This window comes from Streptomyces sp. NPDC051310 (genome assembly GCF_044455245.1).
GTDB lineage: Bacteria > Actinomycetota > Actinomycetes > Streptomycetales > Streptomycetaceae > Streptomyces.
The window spans coordinates 128,425-152,586 of sequence record NZ_JBITEO010000013.1 but is presented as its reverse complement, the minus strand read 5'-3'; the positions used below and the strand labels follow the sequence as shown (position 1 = coordinate 152,586).

The window sequence follows — 24,162 nt, the reverse complement described above, 5'->3', positions numbered from 1 at the left end:
GTTCACCCTGATCCGAAGGACAGGTCCCAGCCGCACACATTCCCGAGCCACCGCCGGCCCCGCGCTCCGACCCCGGACGCGGGGTCGGCGCATTGGTCTTGACCAAGTGTGGGGGCCGCCTTATGGTCGGTCGGAGAGTTAGTGCAGGAACCTTTAATAAACAAGGGCACGGAAAGCCGCCGGGGACACGGCGATTGCGGAGGATCAGGGTGGGGACCACGCAGCTGGAATCGGTGCCGGAGCCGAAGTACTGGCACCTCAAGACAGTGATCAGTGAGGCACTGGACACCGACTTCGCGGTGGGCGAGATCCTGCCCAACGAGCGGGAGCTGGCCGCTCGTTTCGGAGTCGCCCGCGCCACGCTCCGCCAGGCGCTCGAACAGCTCGAACTCGAAGGCCGCCTCCAGCGGCGCCGCGGCGTCGGCACCACCGTCGCCCCGCCGCGCATGGGCGTCGACGTCTCCACCACCCAGCAGCAGTGGCCCGGGCCCGGCGAGGAGGCCTGGCAGCCCGTCGAGTGCGCGTCCGCCGTGCCGCCCGCCGCGGTGGCCCGCCTCCTCGATCTCGACCCCGCCGCGGACGAGGCCGTCCACACGGTGCGGCGCCTGCGCATGACGCACGGCCAGCCGGTCGCGGCCGAGCAGCTGTACGTCCCCGCCGCCTCGGTCCCCGACCTCACCGCCATCGACACCCCGTCCGGCCCGGCCCGCGCCCGCAGCGTCCTGCGCGAACTCCAGCACCTCACCCTGGAGGGCCAGGACCGCGCCGTGGAGCTCGGCTCCGCCCGCGCGGACGACGCCAGGGAACTCGACCGGCTCCCGGGCGCCCCGGTACTGGTCGTCACCACGCGGTACTTCGCGCAGGGCCGCACCGCGGCCGTCTCGGTCGCCACGTACCGCGCCGACACCTGCCGGCTGACCTTCGGCGACGCGGGGGACCTCCGGATCGCCTCCTGACACCCGTACCCCCGCCGCGCCCGGTGCGCCGTGCGCGGCGGTACGGCGCGTCCCGGACGACTCCGACCGCGGGTGAGCGGCACCCTGAGCCCGGCATGGGCTCAGCGGCGGGCCGTCACCGTGCCCTCCACCGCGAAGAGCTGCTCCTCCACGTGGTCGAGCGCCAGCCGCAGCGCGCCCGTCGCCACGGCCGCCTCGCCCAGCAGCGACAGCGCCACCCGCGGCGGGCGCAGGCAGAACCGCGCCAGCTCCTCCCGCAGGGGCGGGAGTATCCCGTCCAGACCGGCCGCCCAGCCGCCGATCACCACCAGCTCCGGGTCCAGCGCCAGCACGAGCGCCGCCACGTCGTGGACCAGCCGCTGGGTGAACCGCCGCACCGCGGCCCCGGCCCGCGCGTCGCCCTGGCGGGCCAGCGCGAACACCTCCGCGACGGCCTGCTCGTCCAGCGGGTGCAGCGGCTCGTCCGTCGTGGACAGCAGCGTCTCCGGCGTGGCGCCCTGACCGAGCAGGTGCAGCGCGCCGATCTCCCCGGCGGCCCCGCCGAAGCCCCGGTGCAGCCGCCCGCCGATCAGTGATCCGGCCCCCGGGCTCAGCCCGGCCAGGACGAAGACGATGTCGTCCGAGTCCGTCGCGGCGCCCTTCCACTGCTCGGCCACGGCCGCCGCGTTCGCGTCGTTCTCCACCAGCACCGGGCACCGGAACGACCGCCGCAGCCGCTCGCCCAGCGCCAGACCGGTCCAGCCGGGCAGCGCGGTCCCGAGCCGGACGGTCCCGTCCGCCTCCACGATGCCGGGCGTGCCGACGCCGACCGCGCGCAGGCTGCTCCGCGGCACCCCGGTGCGCCGCAGCACATCGGCGACGACCGTCCGCACCCGCTCCAGCCGTTCGTCCGCGGACGCCGTCTCCGACACCTCGCGTGACCCCGCGCCGATGATCCGCCCGTCCAGTCCCGAGATGAGCGCCGCGACCCGGTGCGGCCCGATCTCGATGCCCAGCAGATGCCCGGCTTCCGTGCGGAACCGGAAGCGCCGCGCCGGCCGCCCCTGGCGCCGCGCCTCGCCCTCCTCCGGCGCGGCCTCGACCACCAGGCCGTTGTCCATCAGCCCCTCGATCACGCCTTCGACCGTGGGGCGGGAGAGACCCGTGATGCGCGTCAGGTCCGTGAGCGTGAGCGCGTCGGAGCCCCGCAGCGCATGGAGTACCACCGCGGAGTTGATCCGCCGCAGCAACGACGGGTCACCGCCGGTCAGCCGCCCCACCGTGTCCTCCCAGCTCGAGCGCGTGTCTGCCGGATCGTACTCAATGGCCCGCCGGGCGGCGACCGGCGCCCGCACCCTCCGCCGCGCCGGACGGCGACACGAAGCCGGACCCGTGGGCGGCGACGACCGCCCGGGTGCGGTCCCGGCCGCCGGGTGCCGCCCGTACGGCACGACGTGCATCGTGTCGTTCGTGGCCGGCGACGCCTGACCGGGCGCCCGACGGAGCACCTGACGGGACCCCTGCCGGAGCCCTGACGGAACGCCAATTGTCAGTGGTCGGGGCTTTACTGGATCCATGACCACCGCACGGCACCTGGCGACCATCGATCTGCTGCGCTCCCGCCCCTTCCCCGGGCAGCGCGGCAGATCGGACGCGGGTGACAGCGGACCGGGCTACCACGTCGCGGAGCTCAGCACGAGCGAGGACTTCTGGGAGGACGACGGCACACGGCGCGAACTCGTCGAGGAGCAGTACGAGGCCGAGCGCGACGCGCTGGCGGTAGTGCTCGGCGCCCGCTGGGGGGAGCCCCACATCTTCAGTCTCTGGTCGCTGCAGGAGCGCGGCATGGAAGGGGAGGAGATACCCGAGCCCTGGAGCGTCCTCGCCGCCTCCGTGCCCGACGTCCACCTCTGGCGCGCGGAGGAACGCTGGATAGCCTTGGGGGTCTCCCAGTGGGACAAGGAGCTGCCGTTCCAGCTGCTGGCCGTCGTCACGGACGTCGATCCGCCCTGAGGGGTGCGCCTCCACGGGCCCCCAGCAGTCCCTCGGTGCCTGCTCCGGACGGACCCCCTAGGCCCTGTCGTCACATTCCCGTCTGCCCCGCGACGCCATGCACGCACTCTCGCCGCACCGGGCCCGGACCCGAGTACATCCAGTACGAGGGCCGGGGCCCGGCACACCGAGAGCACGCACCTGACGCCGCAGGGCCGCCCTTCGGGCGACGACGGGAATGTGACGACAGGGCCTAGCGGCGGACGCCGGAATCCTCCTGCGCGGCGGCCCGCAGCCGGGCGAACTCCTCCGCCATCGTCTCGAGCGTCCAGTGCGCGTTCAGACCGCTGGGGTTGGGCAGGGCCCAGATCCGTGTGTCGCCGATCGTGCGCTCCTGCGGGCCGATCCGGGCCGTGCGGTCGTGGAAGGCCGTGCGGTAGGCGGTGACACCGGCGACCGCCAGCCAGCGGGGCCGCAGTTCGGCCACCTTGACGGCCAGCAGCCGGCCGCCCTCGCGGAACTCCTCGTCGCTCAGCTCGTCGGCCCGCGCGGTCGCCCGCGCCACCACGTTGGTGATGCCGAGCCCGTACGTCAGCAGCTCGTCCTGCTCGGACGGCTTCAACCGGCGCGGGGTGAAACCCGACCGGTGCAGTACCGGCCAGAAACGGTTGCCGGGCCGGGCGAAGTGGTGGCCCGTCGCGGCCGACATCAGGCCCGGGTTGATACCGCAGAACAACACGGACAGGCCGCTCGCGATCACATCGGGGACGACGCGGTCGCGAGCGGCTTCGAGTTCCTCAGGAGTCATACGGCTCGGGTGCCCCGAGGTCAGAGAATCGCACCGGGCACGTAACCGGCCGCGTCCGGGTGCTGCTTGGCGACCTCCTCGATCCGTGCGACGACGGCCCCCACCTGGTCGGCGGCCGCGCCCGTGAACGACAGCTTGTCCGCCATGGCGGCGTCCAGCTCCGCACGGTCCAGCGGAATGCGGTCGTCGGCGGCGAGGGTGTCGAGGAGCTCGTTGCGCTCGGCGCCCTGCTCCCGCATGGCGAGCGCGGCTGCGACCGCGTTCTCCTTGATGGCCTCGTGCGCGACCTCGCGGCCCACGCCGGCGCGGACCGACGCCATGAGGACCTTGGTGGTCGCCAGGAACGGCAGGTAGCGGTCCAGCTCGCGGGCGACGACCGCCGGGAACGCCCCGAACTCGTCGAGCACGGTCAGGAAGGTCTCCAGCAGACCGTCGAGCGCGAAGAACGCGTCGGGCAGCGCCACCCGGCGCACCACCGAGCAGGACACGTCGCCCTCGTTCCACTGGTCGCCCGCCAGCTCGCCGGTCATCGACGCGTAGCCGCGCAGGATCACCATCAGGCCGTTGACGCGCTCACAGGAGCGGGTGTTCATCTTGTGCGGCATCGCCGAGGAGCCGACCTGCCCCGGCTTGAATCCCTCGGTGACCAGCTCGTGCCCGGCCATCAGCCGGATCGTCTTCGCCAGCGACGACGGCGCGGCGGCCAGCTGCACGAGCGCGGTGACGACCTCGTAGTCCAGCGAGCGGGGGTAGACCTGGCCGACCGAGGTGAAGGCGTGCCCGAAGCCCAGGTGCGCGGCGATCCGCTGCTCCAGCTCCGCCAGCTTCGCGGCATCGCCGCCCAGCAGGTCGAGCATGTCCTGGGCCGTGCCCACCGGGCCCTTGATGCCGCGCAGCGGGTAGCGGCCCAGCAGCTCCTCCAGCCGCGCGTACGCCGCCAGCAGCTCGTCGGCCGCGGTCGCGAAGCGCTTGCCGAGGGTGGTGGCCTGCGCTGCGACGTTGTGCGAACGCCCCGCCATGACCAGCTCGGCGTACTCGCCCGCCAGCTTGCCCAGCCGGGCCAGCACCGCGACGGTACGGTCGCGCATCAGCTCCAGCGACAGCCGGATCTGCAGCTGCTCGACGTTCTCGGTCAGGTCGCGGGAGGTCATGCCCTTGTGGACCTGCTCGTGGCCCGCGAGCGCGTTGAACTCCTCGATGCGCGCCTTCACGTCGTGGCGCGTGACCTTCTCGCGCTCGGCGATCGACGCCAGGTCCACCTGGTCGAGCACCCGCTCGTAGTCGGCGAGCGCGGCGTCGGGCACCTCGATCCCGAGGTCCTTCTGGGCGCGCAGCACGGCGAGCCAGAGGCGGCGCTCCAGCTTCACCTTCTGCTCGGGGGACCACAGGACGGCGAGCTCCGCGGAGGCGTAGCGGCCGGCCAGGACGTTCGGGATGCGAGGCTTCGCAGACACAGCAGTCACGTGTCCAGATTCTACTGGCGGTTTCTGCAGGCCAGCGCCACGGTCCGGTTTGTGGTTTGCTACGAGCACGCCGGCTCGTCGGCCGGCAGGTACGGCAGCAGCTCCGGCCGCTTCGCGGGGCGCCCGTCGCCGGAGGAGCGGCCCGTCAGCCGCCGCCCTATCCACGGCCCCAGGTGCCGGCGCGCGAACCGTACGTCGGCCGCCCGCCGGTTCACCCAGCCCGTCCGCACGGCCGGCGGCAGCGGAGCCCGCCAGTCCTCCTCCGCCGCCAGGCCCAGCGCCTGCCACACGGCCTCCGCCACCCGCCGGTGCCCTTCGGCGGTCAGGTGGAGCCGGTCCACGTCCCACATCCGCTGGTCGCCGAGCACCTCGGCGCCGTACAGGTCGATCACCAGCGCTCCGTGCCGCGCCGCCAGCTCGTCGACGTACGAGAAGAGCTCCTCCATGCGCGGCCGGAACCGCTTCATCACCGGGCCGTTGCGGCCGGGGCTGCGCATCAGGACGAGCCGGCCGCACGACGGGGCGAGCCGTTCCACCGCCTCCTCCAGCAGCCCGCGCACCCGCCCCATGTCGCACTTCGGGCGCAGGGTGTCGTTGAGCCCGCCGACCAGCGTGACCACGTCGGCCTTCATGGCGGCCGCGAGGTCCACCTGTTCCTCGACGATCTGGCCGATCAACTTGCCGCGGACGGCGAGGTTCGCGTACCGGAACCCGGGCGTACGGGCCGCGAGCCGCGCCGCGAGCAGGTCCGCCCAGCCCCGGTACGAGCCGTCGGGCAGCAGGTCCGACATCCCCTCGGTGAAGCTGTCGCCCACCGCGACAAAACTGTTGTACGTGGCATTCATCTCCATGGCGGAGTGATCGTATCGCGTAGGGTCGCGCGGGTCCGGAGGAAGCCGGGAGTCGGCGCGCAAGCGCGGGGCATCGGGGAGCGGGGCCTGTGAGCGAGGTACGGCAGCGGGTGCGGGAGCGGGCGGCGGCGCCCGCCGAGGCGTGGGGCGAGGCGCCGGACGAGGCGCCGGAGGTGGAGCAGGCACTGGCCGGGGCGCTGGCGCATCTGCTGGCGGCCGTCCGCTCCCGCGACGACGGGGTGCTCGACGCCCGCACCGCCGGTGCGTGGACCGAGCGCACCGCCGGCGTCCTCGGCCGGCTCACCCCCGCCGGCCGGCACCGCCTCGGCACGCTCTTCCGGCAGGTCGCCCTGCGCGAACCGGAAGGCCCCACACGCGATGCCCTCCTGGACCTGCCGGCCGGCCTCGGCCTGTACGGGGACGAAGACAGGCACGGGGGCCGGTACGACAACCGGTACGAATACCTGCGCGAAAGCCGATACGACGACCTGCGCGAAAGCCGATACGACGGCCGGCACGCGCGGTACTGCGACGCGGTCGAGGGCTACGTCGCACGCCTCGTCGCCACCGTGCGCGACGCCGACCCGGCGGCCCCCGTGCCCACCTGCCCCGGCTGGACCCTCGCCGACCTGGTCCTGCACGTCGGCACCGTCCACCGCTGGACGGAGCACCTGGTGGGCACCCGGGCCACCCGGCGCGTCCGGACGGACGAGGTACCGCTCGGCCTGCCCGGGGAGCCGGGCGCCCGCGCCGACTGGCTCGCCCGCGGCGCGGCGGCCTGCCTGCGCACCCTGCGCGCCGCCGACCCGCAGGCCGCGATGTGGTCGCACGGCGCCGACCCGCACGTCCGGTTCTTCCCGCGGCGGCTGCTCTTCGAGGCCGTCGTCCACCTCGCCGACGCCGAACTGGCGCTGGGCGAGGAACCCGTCGTCGAGCCTGGCCTCGCCGCCGACGGTGTCGAGGAGTTCCTGGAGAACCTCCCGTACGTCTCGTGGGTGGCCGAACCGGTGTCGCAGCTCGGGCGCGACGGTGACGTGCTGCGGCTGTGCGCCACCGACGGAGCATCCGCGTGGACGATCACGCTCGGCGGTGGCGGCTTCTCCTGGAGCCGTCAGGCCCGCGCCGCCGCCGAAGCGACCGCCACGGTGAGCGCGACCGCCGGTGACCTGCTCTTGTACCTCTACGGCCGGTACCGCGCCGACGAGCGGCGGCTCATCGTCCGCGGCGACCGCACGCTCGTCGACGCGTGGTCCACGGCCACGCGTTACTAGCGCCCCCACCCGGGCCCTGGACCACGGGCCGGGCGCGGAACGCGAGTACCAGCTCAGCCCGCGGGCCGGCCCACCAGCTCCCGCAGCACGTCCTCCATCGTGACGAGCCCCGCCAGCTTGCCGTTCTCGTCGAGGACGGCCGCCAGGTGCGTACGGCTGCGCCGCATCGCCGTGAGCACGTCGTCCAGCGGCGTGGCGGCCCGCACGCGTGCGATCGGCCGCATCGCCGACACCGGGAACGGCAGGTCGCGCGGCATGACGTCCAGCGCGTCCTTCACATGGAGGTAACCGAGGATGCCGCGGGTGGTGTCCACCACCGGGAAGCGCGAGAACCCGGAATCGGCCGACAGCTGCTCCAGCTCCGCGGGGGTGGTGCCGACCCGCGCGTGGACCACGCGCTCCACCGGCATCACCACATCGCTCACCGGGCGTCGTCCCAGCTCCAGTGCGTCGTGCAGCCGCTCGGTCGCCCGGTCGTCCAGCAGTCCCGCGTGGCTGGCGTCGGTCACCATCCGTGCCAGCTCGCTGTCCGAGAAGGTCGCCGAGACCTCGTTCCGCGTCTCGACCCGCAGCAGCTTGAGGACGGCGTTGGCGAACGCGTTGATCGTGAAGATCACCGGCCGCAGCGCCCTGGTCAGCGCCACCAGCGGCGGCCCCAGCAGCAGGGCCATGCGCGTCGGCTCGGCCAGCGCGATGTTCTTCGGCACCATCTCGCCCAGCAGCATGTGCAGGTACGTGGCGACCGACAGGGCGATCACGAACGAGATCGGGTGCACCAGCCCGTGCGGCACGCCGACCGCGTCGAACACCGGCTCCAGCAGGTGCGCGATGGCGGGCTCCGCGACCACGCCGAGGACCAGGGTGGACAGCGTGATGCCGAGCTGTGCCGCGGCGAGCAGGGCGGAGACGTGCTCCAGGCCCCAGATGACGCTGCGGGCCCGGCGGTTCCCCGCCTCGGCCTCGGGCTCGATCTGACTGCGGCGCACCGAGATCAGGGCGAACTCCGCGCCGACGAAGAAGGCGTTGACGATCAGCGTCAGGAAACCGATCAGCAGCTGGATCGCGGTCATCGGCCCGCCTCCCCGTTCCGGTCGCTCCGGCGTCCGGCGCCGGTCTGCCGCTCCCCGAGCCGCCCGTCTTCCTGCCCGCGCTCGCGCCGGCGGCTGCGACGGTGGCTGTGTTCGTGCCCGCGTTCGTGGCTGTGGCTGTGGCTGTGGCTGTGCGACGCGGCGTCCGGACCGCCCGTGCGGTCGCCGTCCGTGCCGGGGCCTTCCTCGGGCGCGTGGAGCAGCACCCGTGCGGCCCGGCGCCCGGTGGCGTCCATGACGTCCAGTCGCCAGCCGGCCAGTTCGACGCGGTCGCCGACGGCCGGTATGCGGCCCAGCGTGGTGGCGATGAGCCCGGCGAGGGTCTCGTACGGTCCCTCCGGCGCGCGCAGCCCGATGGTCTCCAGCTGGTCGGTGCGGGCGGCGCCGTCCGCGGACCACAGCAGCCGCCCGTCGGTGTCCTGGCCGGCCCGTACCAGGTCCGGGGTCTCGTGCGGGTCGTGCTCGTCGCGGACCTCGCCGACGACCTCCTCGACGATGTCCTCCAGCGTCACGACGCCGGCCGTGCCGCCGTACTCGTCGATGACCACGGCCATGGTCTGCTTGCCGGAGAGCCGGTCGAGCAGCCGGTCCACGGTGAGCGACTCCGGTACGAGGAGCGGCTCGCGCAGCAGCTCGGTGACCGGCTTGTGCAGCCGCTCCTCGGCCGGCACCGCCAGGACGTCCTTGATGTGGGCCGTCCCGATGACGGAGTCGAGGCCGCCCCGGTACACCGGGAAGCGGGACAGCCCGGTCGCGCGCGTGGCGTTGGCGACGTCCTCGGCCGTGGCCTGCGCCTCCAGGGCGGTGACCTGGACGCGTGGCGTCATGACGTTCTCCGCGGTGAGCTCGGCCAGGTTCAGGGTGCGGACGAACAGCTCGGCCGTGTCCGCCTCCAGCGCGCCCTCCTTGGCGGAGTGGCGGGCCAGGGCCACCAGCTCCTGCGGACTGCGCGCCGAGGCGAGCTCCTCGGCGGGTTCGAGGCCGAGCCGGCGCACGAGCCGGTTCGCGGTGTTGTTGAGGTGCCCGATCAGCGGCCGGAACGCGGCGCTGAAGATCCGCTGCGGGGTGGCGACGACCTTGGCGACGGCCAGTGGCGAGGAGATGGCCCAGTTCTTCGGGACCAGTTCACCGATGACCATCAGGACGACGGTGGACAGGCCCGTGCCCAGGACCAGGGCGATCGAGGACGCGGTCGACGCCGACAGCCCGATGTCCTGGATCGGCCCCCGGATGAGCTTGGCGATCGACGGCTCGGAGAGCATGCCGACGATCAGGTTCGTGACGGTGATGCCGAGCTGGGCACCGGAGAGCTGGAAGGTGAGGGAGCGCACGGCCTTCAGTGCACCGGGCGCGCCGCGCTCACCCCGCTCCACGGCCCGTTCGAGCTCGCTGCGCTCGACCGTGGTGAGGGAGAATTCGGCCGCCACGAAGGCGCCGCAGGCCACGCAGAGCAGCAGCGCCACGACGAGCAGAAGCACTTCGGTCATCGGTTCACCTCCGTCCCATCGTCGGACAGGGTGGGGAGGAACGCGCGATGTCGAGTACTGGGAGGCTCGCCCATGGGCGGACGCTCACGCCTTTCGGTCGGTGGTGCATGGTCGGAAGTCCACCCATGGTAAAGGATCGGCAAAGTGCTAGGAGGGCGGGCCGCCGAGCGGCTTGACCCAGCGGCTCCACTCCTCCTGCCGCGCATACCCCGATGCCCGCCACGCGTGCTGCCCGAGTTCGTTGCGGTCCAGCACCATGGCGTCCCCACGCCGCCCGCCGAGCCGTACGAAGCGCTCCTCGGCGGCCGCGAGGAGTGCCGCTCCGATGCCCCGGCGCCGGTGGCCGGGGTGGACGGCGAGCCGGTAGAGGTGGCAGCGCCAGCCGTCGAAGCCTGCGATGACGGTGCCCGCGAGCTCGCCGGCGTGCTCCGCGAGGATCAGCGCCTCCGGGTCGCGGGCGATCAGACGCCCGACGCCGTCGCGGTCGTCGCTGATGCTGGTCCCCTCGGCGGCCGTCCTCCAGAACGCGAGAACCGCGTCGAGGTCGCCCGGCCCCGCCGTACGTACCACCAGATCGTTCATGCCGTCATCGGGTCCTTCACGCCTCTCCTCCATGCCTCCGGATTCTCCCGCGCCGCCCCCACCGCTCAGCCCGTCGGGTGCCCGCCGGACCGGAGTTCCGCCATGACCGGCGCGAAGGCCTCCATGTACGGATCCAGGACCGTGAGGTACGAGAAGCCGTAGCGCTCCCGCCGGGCGCGGAGCTGTTCGGCGATGCCCCGGACCGTTCCCACCGCGACCATCGGCAGGTCGAGGAGCTGTTCCTCGGTCAGGTGCGGGACCAGCGGCAGGAACGCGCCGTTCACGACGAAGGCGCCGACCCGCGGCCGCGTCGTGGCCCGCGCGGCCGCCGCGAGCGCCCGGAAGGGGGCCGGCATCCCGAGGTGGTCGGGCACGAGGATGACGTCGTAGCCGAGCTCCTCGGCGCGACGGCACTTCGCTTCCCCCTCGTCACCGCCCGCCGCGGGCGCCACCAGGTTCACACCGAAACGGAACTCTCCTGTCGTGAACCCACCTCCGTGGGACTCACCCTGCCCAGCCCGCATCCGCCTGCTCTTGCCCCTGCTAGCGCGGCCGCGCTAGCGTGAGGAGGTGGCCAAGACGCAGTTGAACGTGCGCGTGGACGAAGCCACCGCCGAAGCCGCCCGCCGCCGGGCGCAGCAGCGGGGCGTCAGCGTGAACCGGTACATCGAGGAACTCGTCCAGCAGGACGCGGGCGAGGTGGGGCGCACCTTCGTGGAGGCGGCCGCCGACTTCATGAAGCAGTACGAAGCGGTCTTCGCCGAGGAGTTCGAAGCCGACCGCCCGGCGCAGGCCAGGGGCGGGAGGTCCCGCCCGAAGGGCAAGCGGTGACCCGAGCCGCACCGGGGAGCACCGTGCCGCGGGTGCCCCGGGCGATCCCGGCGTCCACGGTAGCGGAGGAGCCCGCGGCGGTCCGCGGATGAGCCTCTCCATCGATCTGGCCTGGCTCCTCATGATCGCCGAGCACAAGACACCCGGCGATCCCCAGGTCACCGACTGGGGCGCACTCGTCGCGGCGGTCGCACGGCACGACGCCGGGATCTTCGGCACCCCCGTCTACGCCGACCCGCCCGCCCGCGCCGCCGCACTCCTCCAACTGCTGCTCCACGTCCCGGCCCTGGAGCACTCCAACGCCATGTTCGCCTCGGCCGTCGCATACGGCTACCTCGTCGCCTGCGGCCTCAAGGTGGTCACCTCGCCCGAGCAGGTCCGGGACCTGGCGCGCCTGGTGAAGGCGGGCGAGGCGGACGTCCGGGCCATCGCGGACGAGCTGCGCCAGTGGAGCCTGTGAGGCCCCGCGCGCACGGACGGGTGCGGCCACCGGGCGACGGCAGCCGGCGTTCGTACGCGGTGCTCGTGGGCCCTCATCGCCGTGTGCCGAGCGGGACTTCGGAGGAAAAATGAACCAGGCGGACGCACCGCCCATCGTCTTCGTCCATGGAACACGGTTCAGCGCGGGACAGTGGAGCCCGCAACTCGCGGCGTTGCGGGACGAGCTCCCGGTGGCCGCCGTCGACCTGCCCGGCCACGGCGCCCGCTCCCGCCAGCCCTGGAGCCTGGCCGCGGCGACGGAGATCATCGCCACAGCCGTCGAGTCGCTCGGCCGGGGCCCCGCCCTGGTCGTCGGCCACTCGCTCGGCGGCTACGCGGCCCTGGAGTTCGCGCGGCGCCGCCCGGGGCTGCTGCGCGGCCTGGTCCTCGCCGGGGCCAGCGCGTCGACCCGCGGCGCGTGGGCGGCGCCGTACCGGTGGATCGCCGGGCTCGTGCCCCGCGTTCCGGCGGACCGTCTCGCCCGGTGGAACGACCGGATGCTGCGGCGCCTCTACCCGCCCGAGGTGGTGGCGGCGACCATCCGCTCCGGCTACGCCTTCCACACCCTGCCCACCGCCTGGGGCGAGGTCCTCGGGCGCTTCGACGCGGGCGCGATGCGCCACGTGGCGGCTCCGGTGCTCATCCTGAACGGGGAGAAGGACACGGTGTTCCGGTCCGGGGAGGAGGACTTCGCCCGCGCCCACCCGCACGCCCGCGTCGAACTGATCCCGCGCGCACGGCACCTCGCCAACTTCGACGCCCCCGACGCCTTCACGGACGCGGTCCGCCGCTTCGCGCACGACCTGCCCGTCCCCGGCCGGCCGCCGAGCGGAAGCCCTGTAGCGGACACGGCCCAGCACCGCCCACTGCTCGTCCGTGAGATCTCCCCGCCCCATGCACCGTGATCATTCACGGCCCAAGATCCACTTTCGATACACGGCCTAGGCCATCGTCAGCCCGGGGCAGCCCTCTTCGCAGCACACTGTGCGCGGCACCGGACCGCAGAGTAGATCCGCTGGCAGAAGATGAACACGGCCTCCAACACGTCGGCCTTTTCCAGTTCTCCCGCTACAGGCTGCTGTCCGACCGTCTCGACGGACAACCCTCGGTCATGTGCGCAGGAAGTACCTTCTCAGCGACCATGCCGCCACCCGTTCTCCCACAGTGCTGCCGACGACGTCCGCGGTCCTCGTGTGGATTCCGGCCCATACGCGCGCGTCGATGACGTCGCGGATGTAGTCCTCGGCGTACTCGTAGTGCCGGGTCGTACCGGTGCTGGCCGAAGGGATGTTGAGGTCGACACGGGAGGTGCCGAACACCCCTACGAGGGTTCGCATCAGGGCTCCCGACCATGTGGCGTGGCCACTGAGATAGTCGGGGTGCGCGGGCGTGGAAAGCAGCGGCTCCCACGCCGGGTCCGCCGTCGTGGCCGGATTGCCGTCGGTGTCCGCCTCGTGGATGGCGGTGATCGGCCGCCACCTGCCGTAGTGGAGCTTGGCGTCCCAGGCGACGATCAGCGCGTCGGTCATGACGGTGTTCGCGGCGGCGTACAGACGGGCCGTGTCGGTGATGTCGAAAGCGTGCCGTGCCGCGTGGTCGCCCAGCGCCTGCTGGATTTCCACCCGTGCCACGAACACCGCCGTCTCCGTCTGCCCGGCACTACGGCGCGAACCAGTTTTCGCACCGTACGCCTTCACCTCCGCCAGGTCCCGCGCGTACTGGGCCGAGGCCAGTTCAGGCGGTGGTCCGGGGCGGAACTGGCTGGGGCTGTCCATGAGGAACGGGCGCAGTCGGCCGATCCACGCCGTCGTGAAGCCCTCGTGGCCGGGCGGTGCCGGCCGCCACACCCCGGGCGCCGGCCGGGGTATGAACGGCACGGAGGCCTCCCGCCCGTCGTTCGCGCGCAGCCCCATGACGTGCTCCGCCGCCCGCTTGCCGAACGCCACGCCCGACCGCTCGGCGGGACCGTCCGGGACTGCCGCCAACGACGTCTTCCACGCCTTCTCCAGCGCCGGCCCGGCCTGCGGGAACCCGGTCACGAGCACCTGGTACGCCGCGGTCGCGGCCGCCGCCTCGGCCGACGCCTGCTGCGGAGCCCGCGCCTGCCACCGGTAGGGGACGTAGCGGCCCTCGACGCCGACCACCGCGTTGTACATGGCCAAGGTCACATATGCATGCCACACCGCCTCCTCCGGCGTGGTCAGCCTTTGCTCCGGGTCGACGGTCTCGGACACCCTTTCCGCCCACTCCCGTATCACCGAAGGGTCGTCCTCCGGCCGCGGGACAGCGGTCTGCGCTCGGGCGGGCAGCCCACCCACCACCCCCACCAGCAGCAACGCCGCCACGACCATCGCTCCGCGTCTGCGCATCGCTTTCCGTACGTGCATCGGGTGACCTCCAGGTGAACTCTCCGACACGCGGACCGTGTCGGCGGGCCGGCAGGACGCGGAGCAGGGCGCGGGCGTAGAACAACCGCCGGCCGACCGGCCCCTTCACACCCTCTGGCTGCCCCCACCCGTCCCAGGGTCGCGGCGCGGAATGTGGAGGGCCAGCCGGAGCGGCCAAGTGGGCTAGCCGTCTTACCGTGCCCTTGATGGCGCGGTTCGGGCTGGGGAGGGGCCGGGCGCACTGAAGCATTGTCGCGGCGCGATGGTGCGCCTCCGTGCCAGGGGGCGCACACCGGGCGGAAGAGGAGGAGCAGTCCGGGAGGAGGGGAACGACGGCGGCCCGACAGCGTCGGCAACTCGTGCGCCGCCTCGGTCCGTCCCACCCCGACGAAGGGTCAGTGCGCTGACGGTCCGGGTCCGGTGGCACAGCGCTGGGAGAGGCGCTGTCGCGTTGCGGCTAGGGCCTGTGTGACGTCGTGATCAACCGGTTGCCTTCAGCAGGTCATTGATCCAGATCATCGAGGCGCGGAGGTGGAGGCCGGCGAGGTAGCTTTCGGGCGTCTTGTCGTATCGAGTTGCGATGCCCCGCCAGGCCTTCAGCTTGTTGATCAGGCGCTCGACGGTGTTCCGTTCCTTGTGGAGACCGGCGTCGTGACCTGTGGGCCGGCCGCCCAGGCTGCCCTTCTTCTTCCGGTTGGCGGCCTGGTCCTTCTTCTCCGGGATGACTGTCTTGATGTTGCGTTTGTGCAGGTAAGAGCGGTTGGCGCGGGATGAGTAGGCCTTGTCCGCGGCGACAGCGCCGGGCCGGGTCCGGGGACGACAGGCAGACGGACCCGCACCTTCTGCAGCACGGGGACGAACTGCGGGCTGTCAGCAGCCTGTCCTGCGGTCAGAACGAACGACAACGGACGGCACTTGCGGTCCGCGGCGAGATGAACCTTGCTCGTCAGCCCACCACGGGACCTGCCGAGCAGGGCCTCCGTCAGACCAGGGCAAAGTCCGTCTGCCCCTGGCGTGCGGCCTCGGCGATCACGCCTTCCAGCAGTGTGGCGAAGACTCCGGCGTCCCTCCACACCCGGAAACGGCCGTAGACCGTCGGCCACGGGCCGAACTCGCCGGGCATCTCCCGCCACTGGCTGCTGGTGCGGAAGTGCCGGATCACCCCCTCGAACTGCTCCCGCAGCCGCTCGGGGTACGGGCCGTAATCGCCTATCGGCGGAAACGGCTCGATCAACTTCCACTGCTCGTCGGTGAGTTGCCTGCGCGTCACGACCGACTTCCTACCGGATCCGCCTTCCACGCAGATCCGGATCGGCAAGATTGATCACGACGTCACACAGGCTCTAGTAGTCGAGCTCCACGTAGTCGATGTCCGTGAACTCGACCTGGAGGCCGGACGCGCGGCGGCCGCCGTCCTTGAAGTACTGCTCCTGGAGCCCCTCCGCGGCGATGTCCCGCAGCTCCTGTTCGGTCGCGCCGGCCTCCCGGGCCTCGAAGAGGCGTGCGGCGTACGCGGGCGGCAGGTGCTGGGTGATCAGGCGCAGGCGGCTGTCGTCGGTCGAGCCGGGCGCCGCGGAGAACCCGAAGCGGGCGCGCGTCTCGATCACGATGCCGCCGGTCGTCGCGGCCGCCTCCCGTGCCCGCTGCCGGACCCGCGGCTGCCAGCTCCTGCGGACCTCGGCGACGAGCCGGGCGGCGAGCTCGGGGCGCGGCTGCTTGATCTCACCCTTGACGTACCGCTCCACCGTGCGCTGCGAGACGCCCAGACGCCGGGCCACCGCGCGCGTGGACCCCTTTTCGCTCCTGACCAGGAACCTGACCTGCGCCGGGGCCGTCTTCGGGATCGGCCGCGTGAACGTGTGCTCCGCCGCCCGGTCGAGGCTGTCGCCCAACATGCCCATGACGCGCCCCTACTCCCCGTCCGCCACGGCGTCCGTGCCCTTGATGTGCCGCGCCGGGTTGTGGCCCTCGTCCAGCAGCCGCACGGCCCACATCAGGGACTGCGTGCCCTCGTGCTTGACCATCCCCGGCGACACGCCGAGCCGGAACCCGCCCGGCAGCGGCTTGCCCTCCGGGGTGCGCGGGAGGAAGTCCAGCGGACCGGGACCGTCCGACAGGTACACGGCGCAGTCCGACAGCACGGCCACCGGGAAGAGCCCCGCCCCTTCGGCGAGGCGCAGCATCTTGCGGTGCATGTTGACCCGGGCGGCGGAGATCACCGCCGCGCGGATGTCCGGGCGCCAGGTGGGGCGTTCCAGGGCGGGCCACCGCTCGCCGGGGCGGTAGCCGGCGCCCTGCGGGCGCTCGCGGAGCTTGCCGATGCCGCCCTTGACGGTCGACTTGACGGCGGACAGCACCGCCGCCCGCCCCGGGTCCTGCACCGTGTGCCGGTCGGCCGCCTCCATCGCGGCCAGGAACTCCTCCTCCGGCATCCCGGCCCGGACCCCCAGCTCCTCCATCGTCACCATGTAGGCGTCGCGCAGTCGCGTGTACCAGGCGTCCAGGTACGGTCCGTGCTCCGGACGCAGGTACGCCTCGGACGGCCGGACGTCGAGGCCCAGTTCCGCCGCGTACGCCACGGTCGGCGTGGCGTACCAGGCCGGGCCCTCGGGCCGCCCGCCGTGCGGCGTGAACGGGCTGGGCAGCCGCGGGTCGAGCTCGACGGACGAGAGGTCGACCAGCCAGCAGCCCGGCGTCCTGCGGTCGAAGGCCGGCTCCTTCACGTGGACCGGCGCGCCGAGCCCCACCGTCAGCCGGTTCGCGGCGGCCGCGAACGCCATGTTGACGTCGATGCCGACGGCGTACGGCTTCGCGCACTCGTCGTCCGTGAGCAGTTCCGGGTCGCGGATCCAGTCGTACGCCTCCTCGTCGAGGACCTGGTCGGGCGTGCGCCGGTGCCCCCGCGGGTACAGCCGCGCGACGACCGGGTGCTCGTCCGGTGCCTCGGGCGGCGCCGGGTCGACGGCCTCGGTGAGGGCGCCGGGGCTGGGCGCGGACACCCAGGAGCCGGTGGCCTCGTCCCTCACCGCGCGCGTCGGCGGGCGCAGCGCGGTCATCAGCTGCAGACCGCAGACGGCGGTGGTCCCGCGCGGGGTGATGACCCGGGCGGCGTACGTCGCGAGCGTGTCGGCCAGGTCGGCCGGGTGCAGTCCGGCGGCGCCGCCCCACGTACGGCCGTCCAGCGCCCCCCAGGGCAGGACGGCGAACTGCACGCACCGGCGGCGGCTGCCCTGAGCCGGGCGGTACACCCAGGCCCACGGCCCGAAACCGCGGCGCGTCAGCAGCCAGTCGGCCTTCCGGATCCGCCGTACGACCTCGTGGTCGTCGGGCAGCCGCAGCCCGCGCCGGTCCGCCAGCTCGGCCGGCAGCCCGAGCCGTACGGCCGCCGGCTCCGTCAGCACCACGAGCGGGTCGGCGTCCTGTCCGTTGCGGTGCAACCGGGGCGCGCCCAGCCGCGCCTCGTCCAGGGCCCATTCGACGAGCGAGGGGATGTCGGCGGCCGGGCAGTCGAGGACCAGCCCGCCGGCGCAGTACGCGCTGCCGTTCCCGTCCAGCACGGCCACCGCGCCGTGCGCGAAGCGCTCGTCGACGGCGACCGTCGCCGCGCCGCCGCCCTCGCGCCGACCGGGCTTCCGGCCCGCGGCCGGTCCGGCGGGCGGCGCCTGCGGCGCGGAGGAACGGATCACGCCGTCGTCGGGGCCTCGCCGCGGTACATCCGCCGGAAGCTCCGGTACGTCCGCCGGGATCCGAACCGGGTCCTCACCCGGAAGCGGACCCGCGGCCGGACCCGGATCCTCACCCGGAACCGGAACCGGGTCCTCACCCGGAACCGGAACCGGAGCCGGACCCCCGCTTCCCGCCTCCGGTACCGCCGGGCCGCCCGCCTGTTCCGGCAGCAGTCCCGGCGCCGGACGCGGGGGAGCGGGCGAGGGGCCGGAGGCCGTCACTTCCGCGGCCGGCCCCCGTGGCTCCGTGCCGGGACCCGGGGCCGGGTAGCGGTCCGCCAGGGCCGACAGCAGACGGGCGTAGGCCGCGCGCTTCGGGGGACGGGGGTCCGTACGGCCCGTCTCCCAGGACGTGACCGTCTCGCGGCGCACCGACAGCGCCTGCGCGACCTGGTCCTGGCTCAGACCCGCTGCCTCGCGCAGGCGTCGGCGCTCGGACGGCTCGGGCAGCGCGTCCTGCGCCGCCTGCTCCAGCAGCGCGTCGACCGCCGCGAACAGCTGCTCCTGCTCATGAGACACACGGTCACCCTAACGTGGAACGCACGGCCGCCGGGCCACCCCCAGGACGCACGGCGAGGACGGCAGCCGCGGCCCCTTCTCCGGCAGCCGGAACCGGCGGTACGCCACCATCTCGAAGCCCGCCGCCTCGATCGCCGCCAGCGGATCGCGCGCCGTGTGGCATCCACCGAACAGCGCCGGCCACACCGTGCGGTCCAGCACTCGCTGGGTCGTGGCGAGCCCCCGCCCCGGTGCCAGGCCGTGCTCGAAGAACCGCAGTTCACCGCCGGGGCGCAGCACGCGGTGCAGTTCGGCCAGCGCGCGCGGCACGTCCCGTACCGTGCACAGCACCAGCGAGGCCACCGCCGCGTCGAAGGCCTCGCTCTTCACCGGCAGGGCCTCCGCGGCGCCCGGCGCCACGTCCACGGGCACCTCGGCCCGCAGCGCCGCGCTCACGGCCAGCCGGCGCAGCCGCCGCTCCGGTTCGATCGCCACGACCTCGGAGACGGCGCCCGGATAGTGGGCGAAGTTCAGCCCGTTGCCCGCGCCGATCTCGATGACGCGGCCGGACAGCCCGTCGAGCAGCTCGTCCCGGTACGCGGCGACCCCGCCCCTGGTGTCCATGGCGACGCTCACGCGCGCGTAGAACCGGGCGAACAGCGGGTGGTGAACGGTGTCCCGCATCGCGGACCTCCTGGGCGGGGGCAGGACCAGACACCGTCAGTGTCCCCGTGTCAGCCGCTCACGAAGCAGAACTCGTTGCCCTCGGGGTCCCGCAGCACCTGGAAGTCGCCGTGGTCGTCCGTCACCATGCCGCCGACCCGCTCCGCCCCCAGCCCGACCGCCCACTGCGCGGCGGCCTCGACGTCACCCGCCTCCAGGTCCAGGTGGAGCCGGTTCTTCACCGCCTTGCCCTCCGGCACGCGCTGGAACGCGACCCGTGCGAACCCCGGCGGATCGACGTACGACCACTCCGGGCTCCGGTCCACGGCCTCGCCGCCCAGCAGCGTCGCCCAGAAGCGGGCGAGCGCCGCCGGGCCGGCGCAGTCGAACACGATCTCGCTGACGACAGCTCGCATGGTCACGAGCGTACGGCCGCGGCGAACGCGCCCGCATGCCACGTACCGCCGAGCTCGGGCGCCAGCCACGTCGCCGCCCGCTCCCGGAAGGCCCGGGCCGGCAGCGCGCCCGCCCCGGCCGGCACCGCGCCCAGCAGCGGGGCGCCCGCCGCCTCGGGCAGGTCCGTCACGTTGCACCGCTCCGCCAGGCCCGGCTCGTCCGGCCAGCTCCCGACGACCACGCCCCGCTGCACCAGACCGCGCGCCCGCAGGGCCTCACCGGTCAGCGCCGCCATGTTGAGCGTGCCCAGTCCGGCCGGCGCCACGACGAGGACCGGCGCCCGGAGCAGCCGCGCCGCGTCGGCGAGCGTGGAGCCCTCCTCGTCGTACCGCACGAGCAGCCCGCCCGCTCCCTCCACGAGGACCAGGTCGTGCTCCTGTGCCAGCTTCCGCGCGGCGTCGGCCACCTCACCGGGGCCGACCGGTGCCATCCCGGCCCGCCGGGCGGCCGTCGCCGGCGCCAGGGGCTCGGGGAACCGGGCCAGTTCGACGGGCGTGACGCCGTCGCCCGCGAGCCGTACGACCTCGTCCGCGTCGCCCCGTTCGCCGGGGCCGACCCCGGTCTGGGCGGGCTTGAGCACGGCCACCGTCCGTCCCGCCGCCCGGGCCACCGAGGCGAGCGCCGCCGTGACGACCGTCTTGCCGATCTCGGTGCCCGTGCCGCTGACCACCAGTACCGTCATCTCAGCCCTCCCTTGCCGCCGCGCACACACCGCGGCAGATCCTTGCCAGGTCCTCGTCGCCGGTGACGTACGGCGGCATCACGTACACCAGGTCCCGGAACGGCCGCAGCCACACGCCCTCGCGCACCGCCGCCGCCGTCGCGGCCGCCATGTCCACCGGATGGTCCAGCTGGACCACGCCGATCGCGCCCAGCACCCGCACGTCGCGGACCCCGGGCAGCTCCCGGGCCGCCGCCAGGCCCTCGGTGAGCCCCGTCCCGATCCGCTTGACCTCCTGTGCCCAGTCCTGGCCGAGCAGCAGGTCGATCGAGGCGCAGGCCACCGCGGTGGCCAGCGGGTTGCCCATGAACGTCGGTCCGTGCGCCAGCACCGGCACCTCGCCGCGCGAGATCCCGTCGGCCACGCGCGCGGTGCACAGCGTGGCGGCCAGCGACAGATAGCCGCCGGTCAGCGCCTTGCCCAGGCACATCACGTCCGGTGCCACCCGCGCCTGCTCCGCGGCGAACAGCGTGCCCGTCCGCCCGAACCCCGTCGCGATCTCGTCGAACACCAGCAGCACGTCGTGCGCGTCGCACGCCTCGCGCAGCACCCGCAGGTACGCCGGGTCGTGGAACCGCATCCCGCCGGCGCCCTGCACCACCGGCTCCACGATCACCGCGGCCAGCTCGTCCGCGTGCCGTGCGATCAGCCCGCGCAGCTCGTCCGCGTAGGCCTCCTCGTACGCGACGGGCGGCGGTCCCGCGAAGACCTGCCGCTGCAGCACGCCGGACCACAGCCCGTGCATGCCGCCGTCCGGATCGCAGACCGACATCGGCTGCCAGGTGTCGCCGTGGTAGCCGCCGCGCCAGGTCAGCAGCCGCTGCTTGGCCGGGCGCCCGACCGAGCGCCAGTACTGCAGGCACATCTTCACGGCGACCTCGACCGACACCGAACCGGAGTCGGAGAGGAAGACGTGCCGCAGCGGCTCGGGGGTGATCTCGACCAGCCGCGCGGCCAGCCGCACGGCGGGCTCGTGGGTGAGCCCGCCGAACATCACATGGCTCATCCGGCCGAGCTGGTCGCGTGCCGCCTCGTTGAGCACCGGGTGGTTGTAGCCGTGCACCGCCGACCACCACGACGACATGCCGTCCACCAACTCGCTCCGGCCCTGCACCGGTTCGGCGAGCCTCAGCCGCACCCCGGACGCGGACTCCACGACCAGCGGGTCGGTGCGGCCCGGCATCGGGCCGTACGGGTGCCAGACGTGGGCCCGGTCCAGCGCGATCAGCTCACCGGGGGAGAGCGGCTCAGGCATTGGGCGCCAGGTCGGTGCCGGCGCCCCGCCGGCGTACCGCCACGAGGTCGGGACGGGCGCCGGGGGTCCCCGCCGGGGCCTCGGCCGCGGGCTCCTCCGAGGAGCACACCGAACCGGAACCGCAACCTCCGCCGGTGCCGCACGCGGCGGCGTCCACCCGGTGCTCGGGCAGCGTGGTGGTGTCCGCGCCCTCGACCTCGAACCCGGCGTCCGCGATCATCTCCAGGTCCGCCTTGCCGGCCTGGCCTTCGCTGGTCAGGTAGTCGCCCAGGAAGATCGAGTTGGCGAGGTGCAGGGCGAGCGGCTGGAGCGTGCGCAGGTGCACCTCGCGCCCGCCCGCCAGCCGGACCTCCACGTCGGGGCAGACGAACCGGACCATCGCCAGGATGCGCAGCGCCCGCTGCGGGGTCAGGTTCCACTCCTTGGCGAGCGGCGTGCCCTCGAAGGGGATCAGGAGGTTCACCGGAACCGAGTCCGGGTCCAGCTCACGCAGCGCGAACACCACGTCGACCAGGTCCTCGTCGCTCTCGCCCATGCCCGCGATCAGCCCCGAGCAGGCGGACAGGCCCGCGGAGTGCGCCTTCTGCACGGTGTCGACGCGGTCCGCGTACGTGTGCGTGGTCGTGATGTCCCCGTACGTCCCTTCGGACGTGTTGAGGTTGTGGTTGTACGCGTCGGCCCCCGCCGACCGCAGCCGCTCCGCCTGGCCGTCCGAGAGCAGCCCGAGGCAGGCGCAGACCTCCACGCCCTCGTTCTCCTCCTTGATCGCCGCGATGGTCTGCGAGACGCGGTCCACGTCCCGGTCCGTCGGACCGCGGCCGCTGGCGACCAGGCAGACCCGCTTGGCGCCGCCCGCGACACCGGCGGCCGCCGCCTTGGAGGCCTCCTCCGGCTTCAGCCAGGTGTACTTGAGGATCTCCGCCTTGGACCCGAGCCGCTGGGAGCAGTACGAACAGTCCTCCGGGCACAGTCCCGACTTGAGATTCACCAGGTAGTTGAGCTTCACCCGGCGCCCGAACCACGCGCGCCGCACCTTGCCGGCCGCCGCCACCACATCCAGCAGCTCGTCGTCCGAGGTCGCCAGCACGGCGAGCGCTTCTTCGCGGGTCGGCAGCTCGCGCCGAAGCCCCTTGTCCACCAGCGTGTTCAACAGGTCCATGGCGCCGATCCTGTCCTACCGCCCGCCCGCTGGCCAAGGAGGAACCGGACAAGAGAGCCGCTCAGCGGTGTGTGTATGACCACACTGTGACCGTGGCCGTCCCCGGCTAGGGTCTGTGCGCTGCCTACAAAGGGACCGACGACAAAAGGGACGCCCATGCCGCAGGATCCATTCGACTGGACCGACGCCGAGGCGCGCCGCCGCGCGGAGGCCGGTCTGGTGCGCACACTGCGCCCGCGGCCCGCCGAGCCGGACCTGCTCGACCTGGCGAGCAACGACTACCTGGGCCTGACCCGCCGTCCGGAGATCACCGGGGCGGCCGCCGGCGCGGCCCGCCGGTGGGGCGCGGGCGCCACCGGCTCCCGGCTGGTCACCGGCACCACGGAGCTCCACGCCGAGCTGGAGCGGGAGCTCGCCGGGTTCTGCGGTTTCGAGGCGGCGCTGGTCTTCTCCTCCGGGTACGCGGCCAACCTCGCCGCCCTCACCGCGCTCGGTGCCCGCGGTTCGCTCATCGTCTCCGACGCGGGCAACCACGCCTCGATCGTGGACGGCTGCCGGCTGTCGCGCGCCGAGACCGCGGTCGTCCCGCACGCCGACCCGGAGGCGGTCGCCAAGACGCTCGACGCCCACCCGGGCCGCCGCGCCCTCGTGGTGACGGACTCGGTCTTCTCGGTGGACGGCGACGCGGCGCCGCTCGGCGGACTCGCCGCGGCCTGCCGGGCGCACGCGGCGGCGCTGGTCGTCGACGACGCGCACGGCCTGGGTGTCCTGGGCGAGGGCGGGCGCGGTGCGCTGCACGCGGCGGGGCTCGCGGGCGACGCGGACGTCGTCGCCACCCTGACCCTGTCCAAGTCCCTGGGCAGCCAGGGCGGGGCGGTCCTCGGCCCGGCGCGGGTCATCGACCACCTGGTCAACGCCGCCCGCACGTTCATCTTCGACACGGGCCTCGCCCCGGCCGCGGCGGGCGCCGCGCTGGCGGCCCTGCGGCTGCTGCGCGACGAGCCCGGCCTGGCGGAGCGGGCGCGCACGGTCGCGGCCACCCTGCACGGACGGCTGACGGCGGCCGGCCTGACCGCCGTACGTCCGGACGCAGCCGTCGTCTCCGTGCGCGCTCCGTCGCCGGAGCAGGCGGTGCGATGGGCCGCCGACTGCCGTGCCGAGGGTCTCGCGGTCGGCTGCTTCCGGCCGCCGTCGGTGCCGGACGGCATCTCCCGCCTGCGGCTGACCGCGCGCGCCGACCTGACGGAAGGCCAGATCGAGACGGCGGTGGCGACGATCGTCCGTACGGCGCCGTCCGTCAGCCCGACCCCTTCAGGGAGCTGACGAAGGAGGACCAGACCGCCGCCGAGAACCGCAGCGGCGGCCTGCCGGTGTCCTTGGAGTCCCGTACGGCGAGGTGCGCCGCGTCCGGGCGGGCGGTCTCGACGCAGTTGTTCATGCCCACGCTGCGGCTGCTGCGCCGCCAGTGCGGGCCGTCGTGGTGTGCGAGGTAAGCAGACATGCGGGGTGC

Annotated in this window: 24 protein-coding genes and 1 pseudogene; 7 read left to right on the top strand and 18 right to left on the bottom strand. The window is 73.6% G+C overall.

Annotation, left to right across the window (positions count from 1 at the left end; all coding sequences use genetic code 11):
* The first annotated feature begins 209 nt into the window (after positions 1–209).
* Complete coding sequence (locus ACIA79_RS20700) at positions 210–956, top strand: GntR family transcriptional regulator (RefSeq protein ID WP_399429789.1); 747 nt, start codon at positions 210–212, stop codon at positions 954–956.
* Between the two features lie 101 nt (positions 957–1,057).
* Here the strand turns inward: ACIA79_RS20700 and ACIA79_RS20695 are convergent, their stop codons facing one another.
* Positions 1,058–2,215 carry an ROK family protein gene (locus ACIA79_RS20695; protein WP_399429788.1) on the bottom strand — a complete coding sequence of 386 codons (1,158 nt, stop codon included), beginning with the start codon at positions 2,213–2,215 and terminating at the stop codon, positions 1,058–1,060.
* A gap of 295 nt (positions 2,216–2,510) precedes the next feature.
* On the opposite strand from ACIA79_RS20695, the gene ACIA79_RS20690 reads away from it, so the two are divergent.
* Positions 2,511–2,948 (top strand): hypothetical protein, encoded by a 438-nt coding sequence (locus ACIA79_RS20690; protein WP_399429787.1) that lies wholly within the window; start codon positions 2,511–2,513, stop codon positions 2,946–2,948.
* Positions 2,949–3,180: 232 nt separating this feature from the next.
* On the opposite strand, the gene mug is transcribed toward ACIA79_RS20690, so the two are convergent.
* From mug to ACIA79_RS20675, 3 genes are read right to left on the bottom strand one after another with little or no spacing between them, the layout of a single operon-like run.
* The gene (mug, locus tag ACIA79_RS20685) at positions 3,181–3,735 is read right to left on the bottom strand and encodes a G/U mismatch-specific DNA glycosylase (RefSeq protein ID WP_399429786.1); all 555 of its coding nucleotides are present in this window, start codon (positions 3,733–3,735) and stop codon (positions 3,181–3,183) included.
* Positions 3,736–3,755: 20 nt separating this feature from the next.
* Entirely contained in the window at positions 3,756–5,198 is a 1,443-nt protein-coding gene (purB, locus tag ACIA79_RS20680) for an adenylosuccinate lyase (RefSeq protein ID WP_399429785.1), read from the bottom strand.
* Positions 5,199–5,257: 59 nt separating this feature from the next.
* Positions 5,258–6,049 (bottom strand): SGNH/GDSL hydrolase family protein, encoded by a 792-nt coding sequence (locus ACIA79_RS20675; RefSeq protein ID WP_399429784.1) that lies wholly within the window; start codon positions 6,047–6,049, stop codon positions 5,258–5,260.
* Positions 6,050–6,138: 89 nt separating this feature from the next.
* On the opposite strand from ACIA79_RS20675, the gene ACIA79_RS20670 reads away from it, so the two are divergent.
* Positions 6,139–7,320: a maleylpyruvate isomerase family mycothiol-dependent enzyme gene (locus ACIA79_RS20670; RefSeq protein ID WP_399429783.1), complete on the top strand. Its 1,182-nt coding sequence runs from the start codon at positions 6,139–6,141 to the stop codon at positions 7,318–7,320.
* Between the two features lie 53 nt (positions 7,321–7,373).
* On the opposite strand, the gene ACIA79_RS20665 is transcribed toward ACIA79_RS20670, so the two are convergent.
* The 4 genes from ACIA79_RS20665 to ACIA79_RS20650 form a co-directional block, all read right to left on the bottom strand.
* Positions 7,374–8,390 carry a hemolysin family protein gene (locus ACIA79_RS20665; RefSeq protein WP_399429781.1) on the bottom strand — a complete coding sequence of 339 codons (1,017 nt, stop codon included), beginning with the start codon at positions 8,388–8,390 and terminating at the stop codon, positions 7,374–7,376.
* Positions 8,387–9,895, bottom strand: a complete 1,509-nt coding sequence (locus ACIA79_RS20660; protein WP_399429780.1) for a hemolysin family protein — start codon at positions 9,893–9,895, stop codon at positions 8,387–8,389. Before ACIA79_RS20660 ends, ACIA79_RS20665 begins: the two co-directional genes overlap by 4 nt.
* A gap of 147 nt (positions 9,896–10,042) precedes the next feature.
* Positions 10,043–10,477 (bottom strand): GNAT family N-acetyltransferase, encoded by a 435-nt coding sequence (locus ACIA79_RS20655; RefSeq protein WP_399429779.1) that lies wholly within the window; start codon positions 10,475–10,477, stop codon positions 10,043–10,045.
* Between the two features lie 65 nt (positions 10,478–10,542).
* Entirely contained in the window at positions 10,543–11,001 is a 459-nt protein-coding gene (locus ACIA79_RS20650; protein ID WP_399429778.1) for an LLM class flavin-dependent oxidoreductase, read from the bottom strand.
* 46 nt (positions 11,002–11,047) lie between these two features.
* Here ACIA79_RS20650 and ACIA79_RS20645 point away from each other — a divergent pair, with 46 nt between their 5' ends.
* The 3 genes from ACIA79_RS20645 (at position 11,048) to ACIA79_RS20635 (ending at position 12,693) form a co-directional block, all read left to right on the top strand.
* Positions 11,048–11,308 carry a toxin-antitoxin system HicB family antitoxin gene (locus ACIA79_RS20645; protein WP_399429777.1) on the top strand — a complete coding sequence of 87 codons (261 nt, stop codon included), beginning with the start codon at positions 11,048–11,050 and terminating at the stop codon, positions 11,306–11,308.
* Positions 11,309–11,396: 88 nt separating this feature from the next.
* Positions 11,397–11,768: a fic family toxin-antitoxin system, toxin component gene (locus tag ACIA79_RS20640; protein ID WP_399429776.1), complete on the top strand. Its 372-nt coding sequence runs from the start codon at positions 11,397–11,399 to the stop codon at positions 11,766–11,768.
* Positions 11,769–11,877: 109 nt separating this feature from the next.
* Positions 11,878–12,693: an alpha/beta fold hydrolase gene (locus ACIA79_RS20635; RefSeq protein ID WP_399429775.1), complete on the top strand. Its 816-nt coding sequence runs from the start codon at positions 11,878–11,880 to the stop codon at positions 12,691–12,693.
* A gap of 204 nt (positions 12,694–12,897) precedes the next feature.
* Here the strand turns inward: ACIA79_RS20635 and ACIA79_RS20630 are convergent, their stop codons facing one another.
* The 9 genes and pseudogenes from ACIA79_RS20630 to bioB form a co-directional block, all read right to left on the bottom strand.
* Positions 12,898–14,157: a vanadium-dependent haloperoxidase gene (locus ACIA79_RS20630; protein WP_399429774.1), complete on the bottom strand. Its 1,260-nt coding sequence runs from the start codon at positions 14,155–14,157 to the stop codon at positions 12,898–12,900.
* 498 nt (positions 14,158–14,655) lie between these two features.
* A pseudogene (locus ACIA79_RS20625) lies at positions 14,656–15,445 on the bottom strand (IS5 family transposase).
* 73 nt (positions 15,446–15,518) lie between these two features.
* A complete protein-coding gene (gene tpg, locus ACIA79_RS20620; protein WP_399429773.1) occupies positions 15,519–16,076 on the bottom strand; it encodes a telomere-protecting terminal protein Tpg in 558 nt (185 codons plus the stop codon).
* Positions 16,077–16,085: 9 nt separating this feature from the next.
* A complete protein-coding gene (gene tap, locus ACIA79_RS20615) occupies positions 16,086–18,419 on the bottom strand; it encodes a telomere-associated protein Tap (protein WP_399429772.1) in 2,334 nt (777 codons plus the stop codon).
* 9 nt (positions 18,420–18,428) lie between these two features.
* Positions 18,429–19,082 carry a class I SAM-dependent methyltransferase gene (locus ACIA79_RS20610; RefSeq protein WP_399429771.1) on the bottom strand — a complete coding sequence of 218 codons (654 nt, stop codon included), beginning with the start codon at positions 19,080–19,082 and terminating at the stop codon, positions 18,429–18,431.
* A 50-nt stretch (positions 19,083–19,132) separates the two neighbouring features.
* Positions 19,133–19,477 (bottom strand): VOC family protein, encoded by a 345-nt coding sequence (locus tag ACIA79_RS20605; RefSeq protein ID WP_399429770.1) that lies wholly within the window; start codon positions 19,475–19,477, stop codon positions 19,133–19,135.
* Positions 19,478–19,479: 2 nt separating this feature from the next.
* A complete protein-coding gene (gene bioD / locus ACIA79_RS20600; protein ID WP_399429769.1) occupies positions 19,480–20,199 on the bottom strand; it encodes a dethiobiotin synthase in 720 nt (239 codons plus the stop codon).
* A gap of 1 nt (position 20,200) precedes the next feature.
* A complete protein-coding gene (locus ACIA79_RS20595; RefSeq protein ID WP_399429768.1) occupies positions 20,201–21,493 on the bottom strand; it encodes an adenosylmethionine--8-amino-7-oxononanoate transaminase in 1,293 nt (430 codons plus the stop codon).
* Positions 21,486–22,652 (bottom strand): biotin synthase BioB, encoded by a 1,167-nt coding sequence (gene bioB / locus ACIA79_RS20590; RefSeq protein ID WP_399429767.1) that lies wholly within the window; start codon positions 22,650–22,652, stop codon positions 21,486–21,488. Before bioB ends, ACIA79_RS20595 begins: the two co-directional genes overlap by 8 nt.
* 156 nt (positions 22,653–22,808) lie before the next feature.
* Here bioB and ACIA79_RS20585 point away from each other — a divergent pair, with 156 nt between their 5' ends.
* Positions 22,809–23,975 (top strand): 8-amino-7-oxononanoate synthase, encoded by a 1,167-nt coding sequence (locus tag ACIA79_RS20585; protein ID WP_399429766.1) that lies wholly within the window; start codon positions 22,809–22,811, stop codon positions 23,973–23,975.
* Here the strand turns inward: ACIA79_RS20585 and ACIA79_RS20580 are convergent.
* Positions 23,950–24,153, bottom strand: coding sequence for a DUF397 domain-containing protein (locus ACIA79_RS20580; protein ID WP_399429765.1), 204 nt, complete (start codon positions 24,151–24,153; stop codon positions 23,950–23,952). The two genes, ACIA79_RS20585 and ACIA79_RS20580, sit on opposite strands and share 26 nt — an antisense overlap.
* Positions 24,154–24,162: the final 9 nt, after the last annotated feature.

What these genes read in the sequence shown, in the direction of transcription:
- ACIA79_RS20640 (WP_399429776.1), top strand. Translation starts at nt 11,397, where the DNA reads ATGAGCCTCTCCATCGATCTGGCCTGGCTCCTCATGATCGCCGAGCAC.
- ACIA79_RS20580 (WP_399429765.1), bottom strand. Translation starts at nt 24,153, where the DNA reads ATGTCTGCTTACCTCGCACACCACGACGGCCCGCACTGGCGGCGCAGC.
- bioB (WP_399429767.1), bottom strand. Translation starts at nt 22,652, where the DNA reads ATGGACCTGTTGAACACGCTGGTGGACAAGGGGCTTCGGCGCGAGCTG.
- ACIA79_RS20585 (WP_399429766.1), top strand. Translation starts at nt 22,809, where the DNA reads ATGCCGCAGGATCCATTCGACTGGACCGACGCCGAGGCGCGCCGCCGC.
- bioD (WP_399429769.1), bottom strand. Translation starts at nt 20,199, where the DNA reads ATGACGGTACTGGTGGTCAGCGGCACGGGCACCGAGATCGGCAAGACG.
- ACIA79_RS20675 (WP_399429784.1), bottom strand. Translation starts at nt 6,049, where the DNA reads ATGGAGATGAATGCCACGTACAACAGTTTTGTCGCGGTGGGCGACAGC.
- ACIA79_RS20655 (WP_399429779.1), bottom strand. Translation starts at nt 10,477, where the DNA reads ATGAACGATCTGGTGGTACGTACGGCGGGGCCGGGCGACCTCGACGCG.
- ACIA79_RS20630 (WP_399429774.1), bottom strand. Translation starts at nt 14,157, where the DNA reads ATGCGCAGACGCGGAGCGATGGTCGTGGCGGCGTTGCTGCTGGTGGGG.
- ACIA79_RS20690 (WP_399429787.1), top strand. Translation starts at nt 2,511, where the DNA reads ATGACCACCGCACGGCACCTGGCGACCATCGATCTGCTGCGCTCCCGC.
- tpg (WP_399429773.1), bottom strand. Translation starts at nt 16,076, where the DNA reads ATGGGCATGTTGGGCGACAGCCTCGACCGGGCGGCGGAGCACACGTTC.
- ACIA79_RS20605 (WP_399429770.1), bottom strand. Translation starts at nt 19,477, where the DNA reads ATGCGAGCTGTCGTCAGCGAGATCGTGTTCGACTGCGCCGGCCCGGCG.
- mug (WP_399429786.1), bottom strand. Translation starts at nt 3,735, where the DNA reads ATGACTCCTGAGGAACTCGAAGCCGCTCGCGACCGCGTCGTCCCCGAT.
- ACIA79_RS20610 (WP_399429771.1), bottom strand. Translation starts at nt 19,082, where the DNA reads ATGCGGGACACCGTTCACCACCCGCTGTTCGCCCGGTTCTACGCGCGC.
- ACIA79_RS20665 (WP_399429781.1), bottom strand. Translation starts at nt 8,390, where the DNA reads ATGACCGCGATCCAGCTGCTGATCGGTTTCCTGACGCTGATCGTCAAC.
- ACIA79_RS20635 (WP_399429775.1), top strand. Translation starts at nt 11,878, where the DNA reads ATGAACCAGGCGGACGCACCGCCCATCGTCTTCGTCCATGGAACACGG.
- ACIA79_RS20595 (WP_399429768.1), bottom strand. Translation starts at nt 21,493, where the DNA reads ATGCCTGAGCCGCTCTCCCCCGGTGAGCTGATCGCGCTGGACCGGGCC.
- ACIA79_RS20650 (WP_399429778.1), bottom strand. Translation starts at nt 11,001, where the DNA reads ATGCGGGCTGGGCAGGGTGAGTCCCACGGAGGTGGGTTCACGACAGGA.
- ACIA79_RS20660 (WP_399429780.1), bottom strand. Translation starts at nt 9,895, where the DNA reads ATGACCGAAGTGCTTCTGCTCGTCGTGGCGCTGCTGCTCTGCGTGGCC.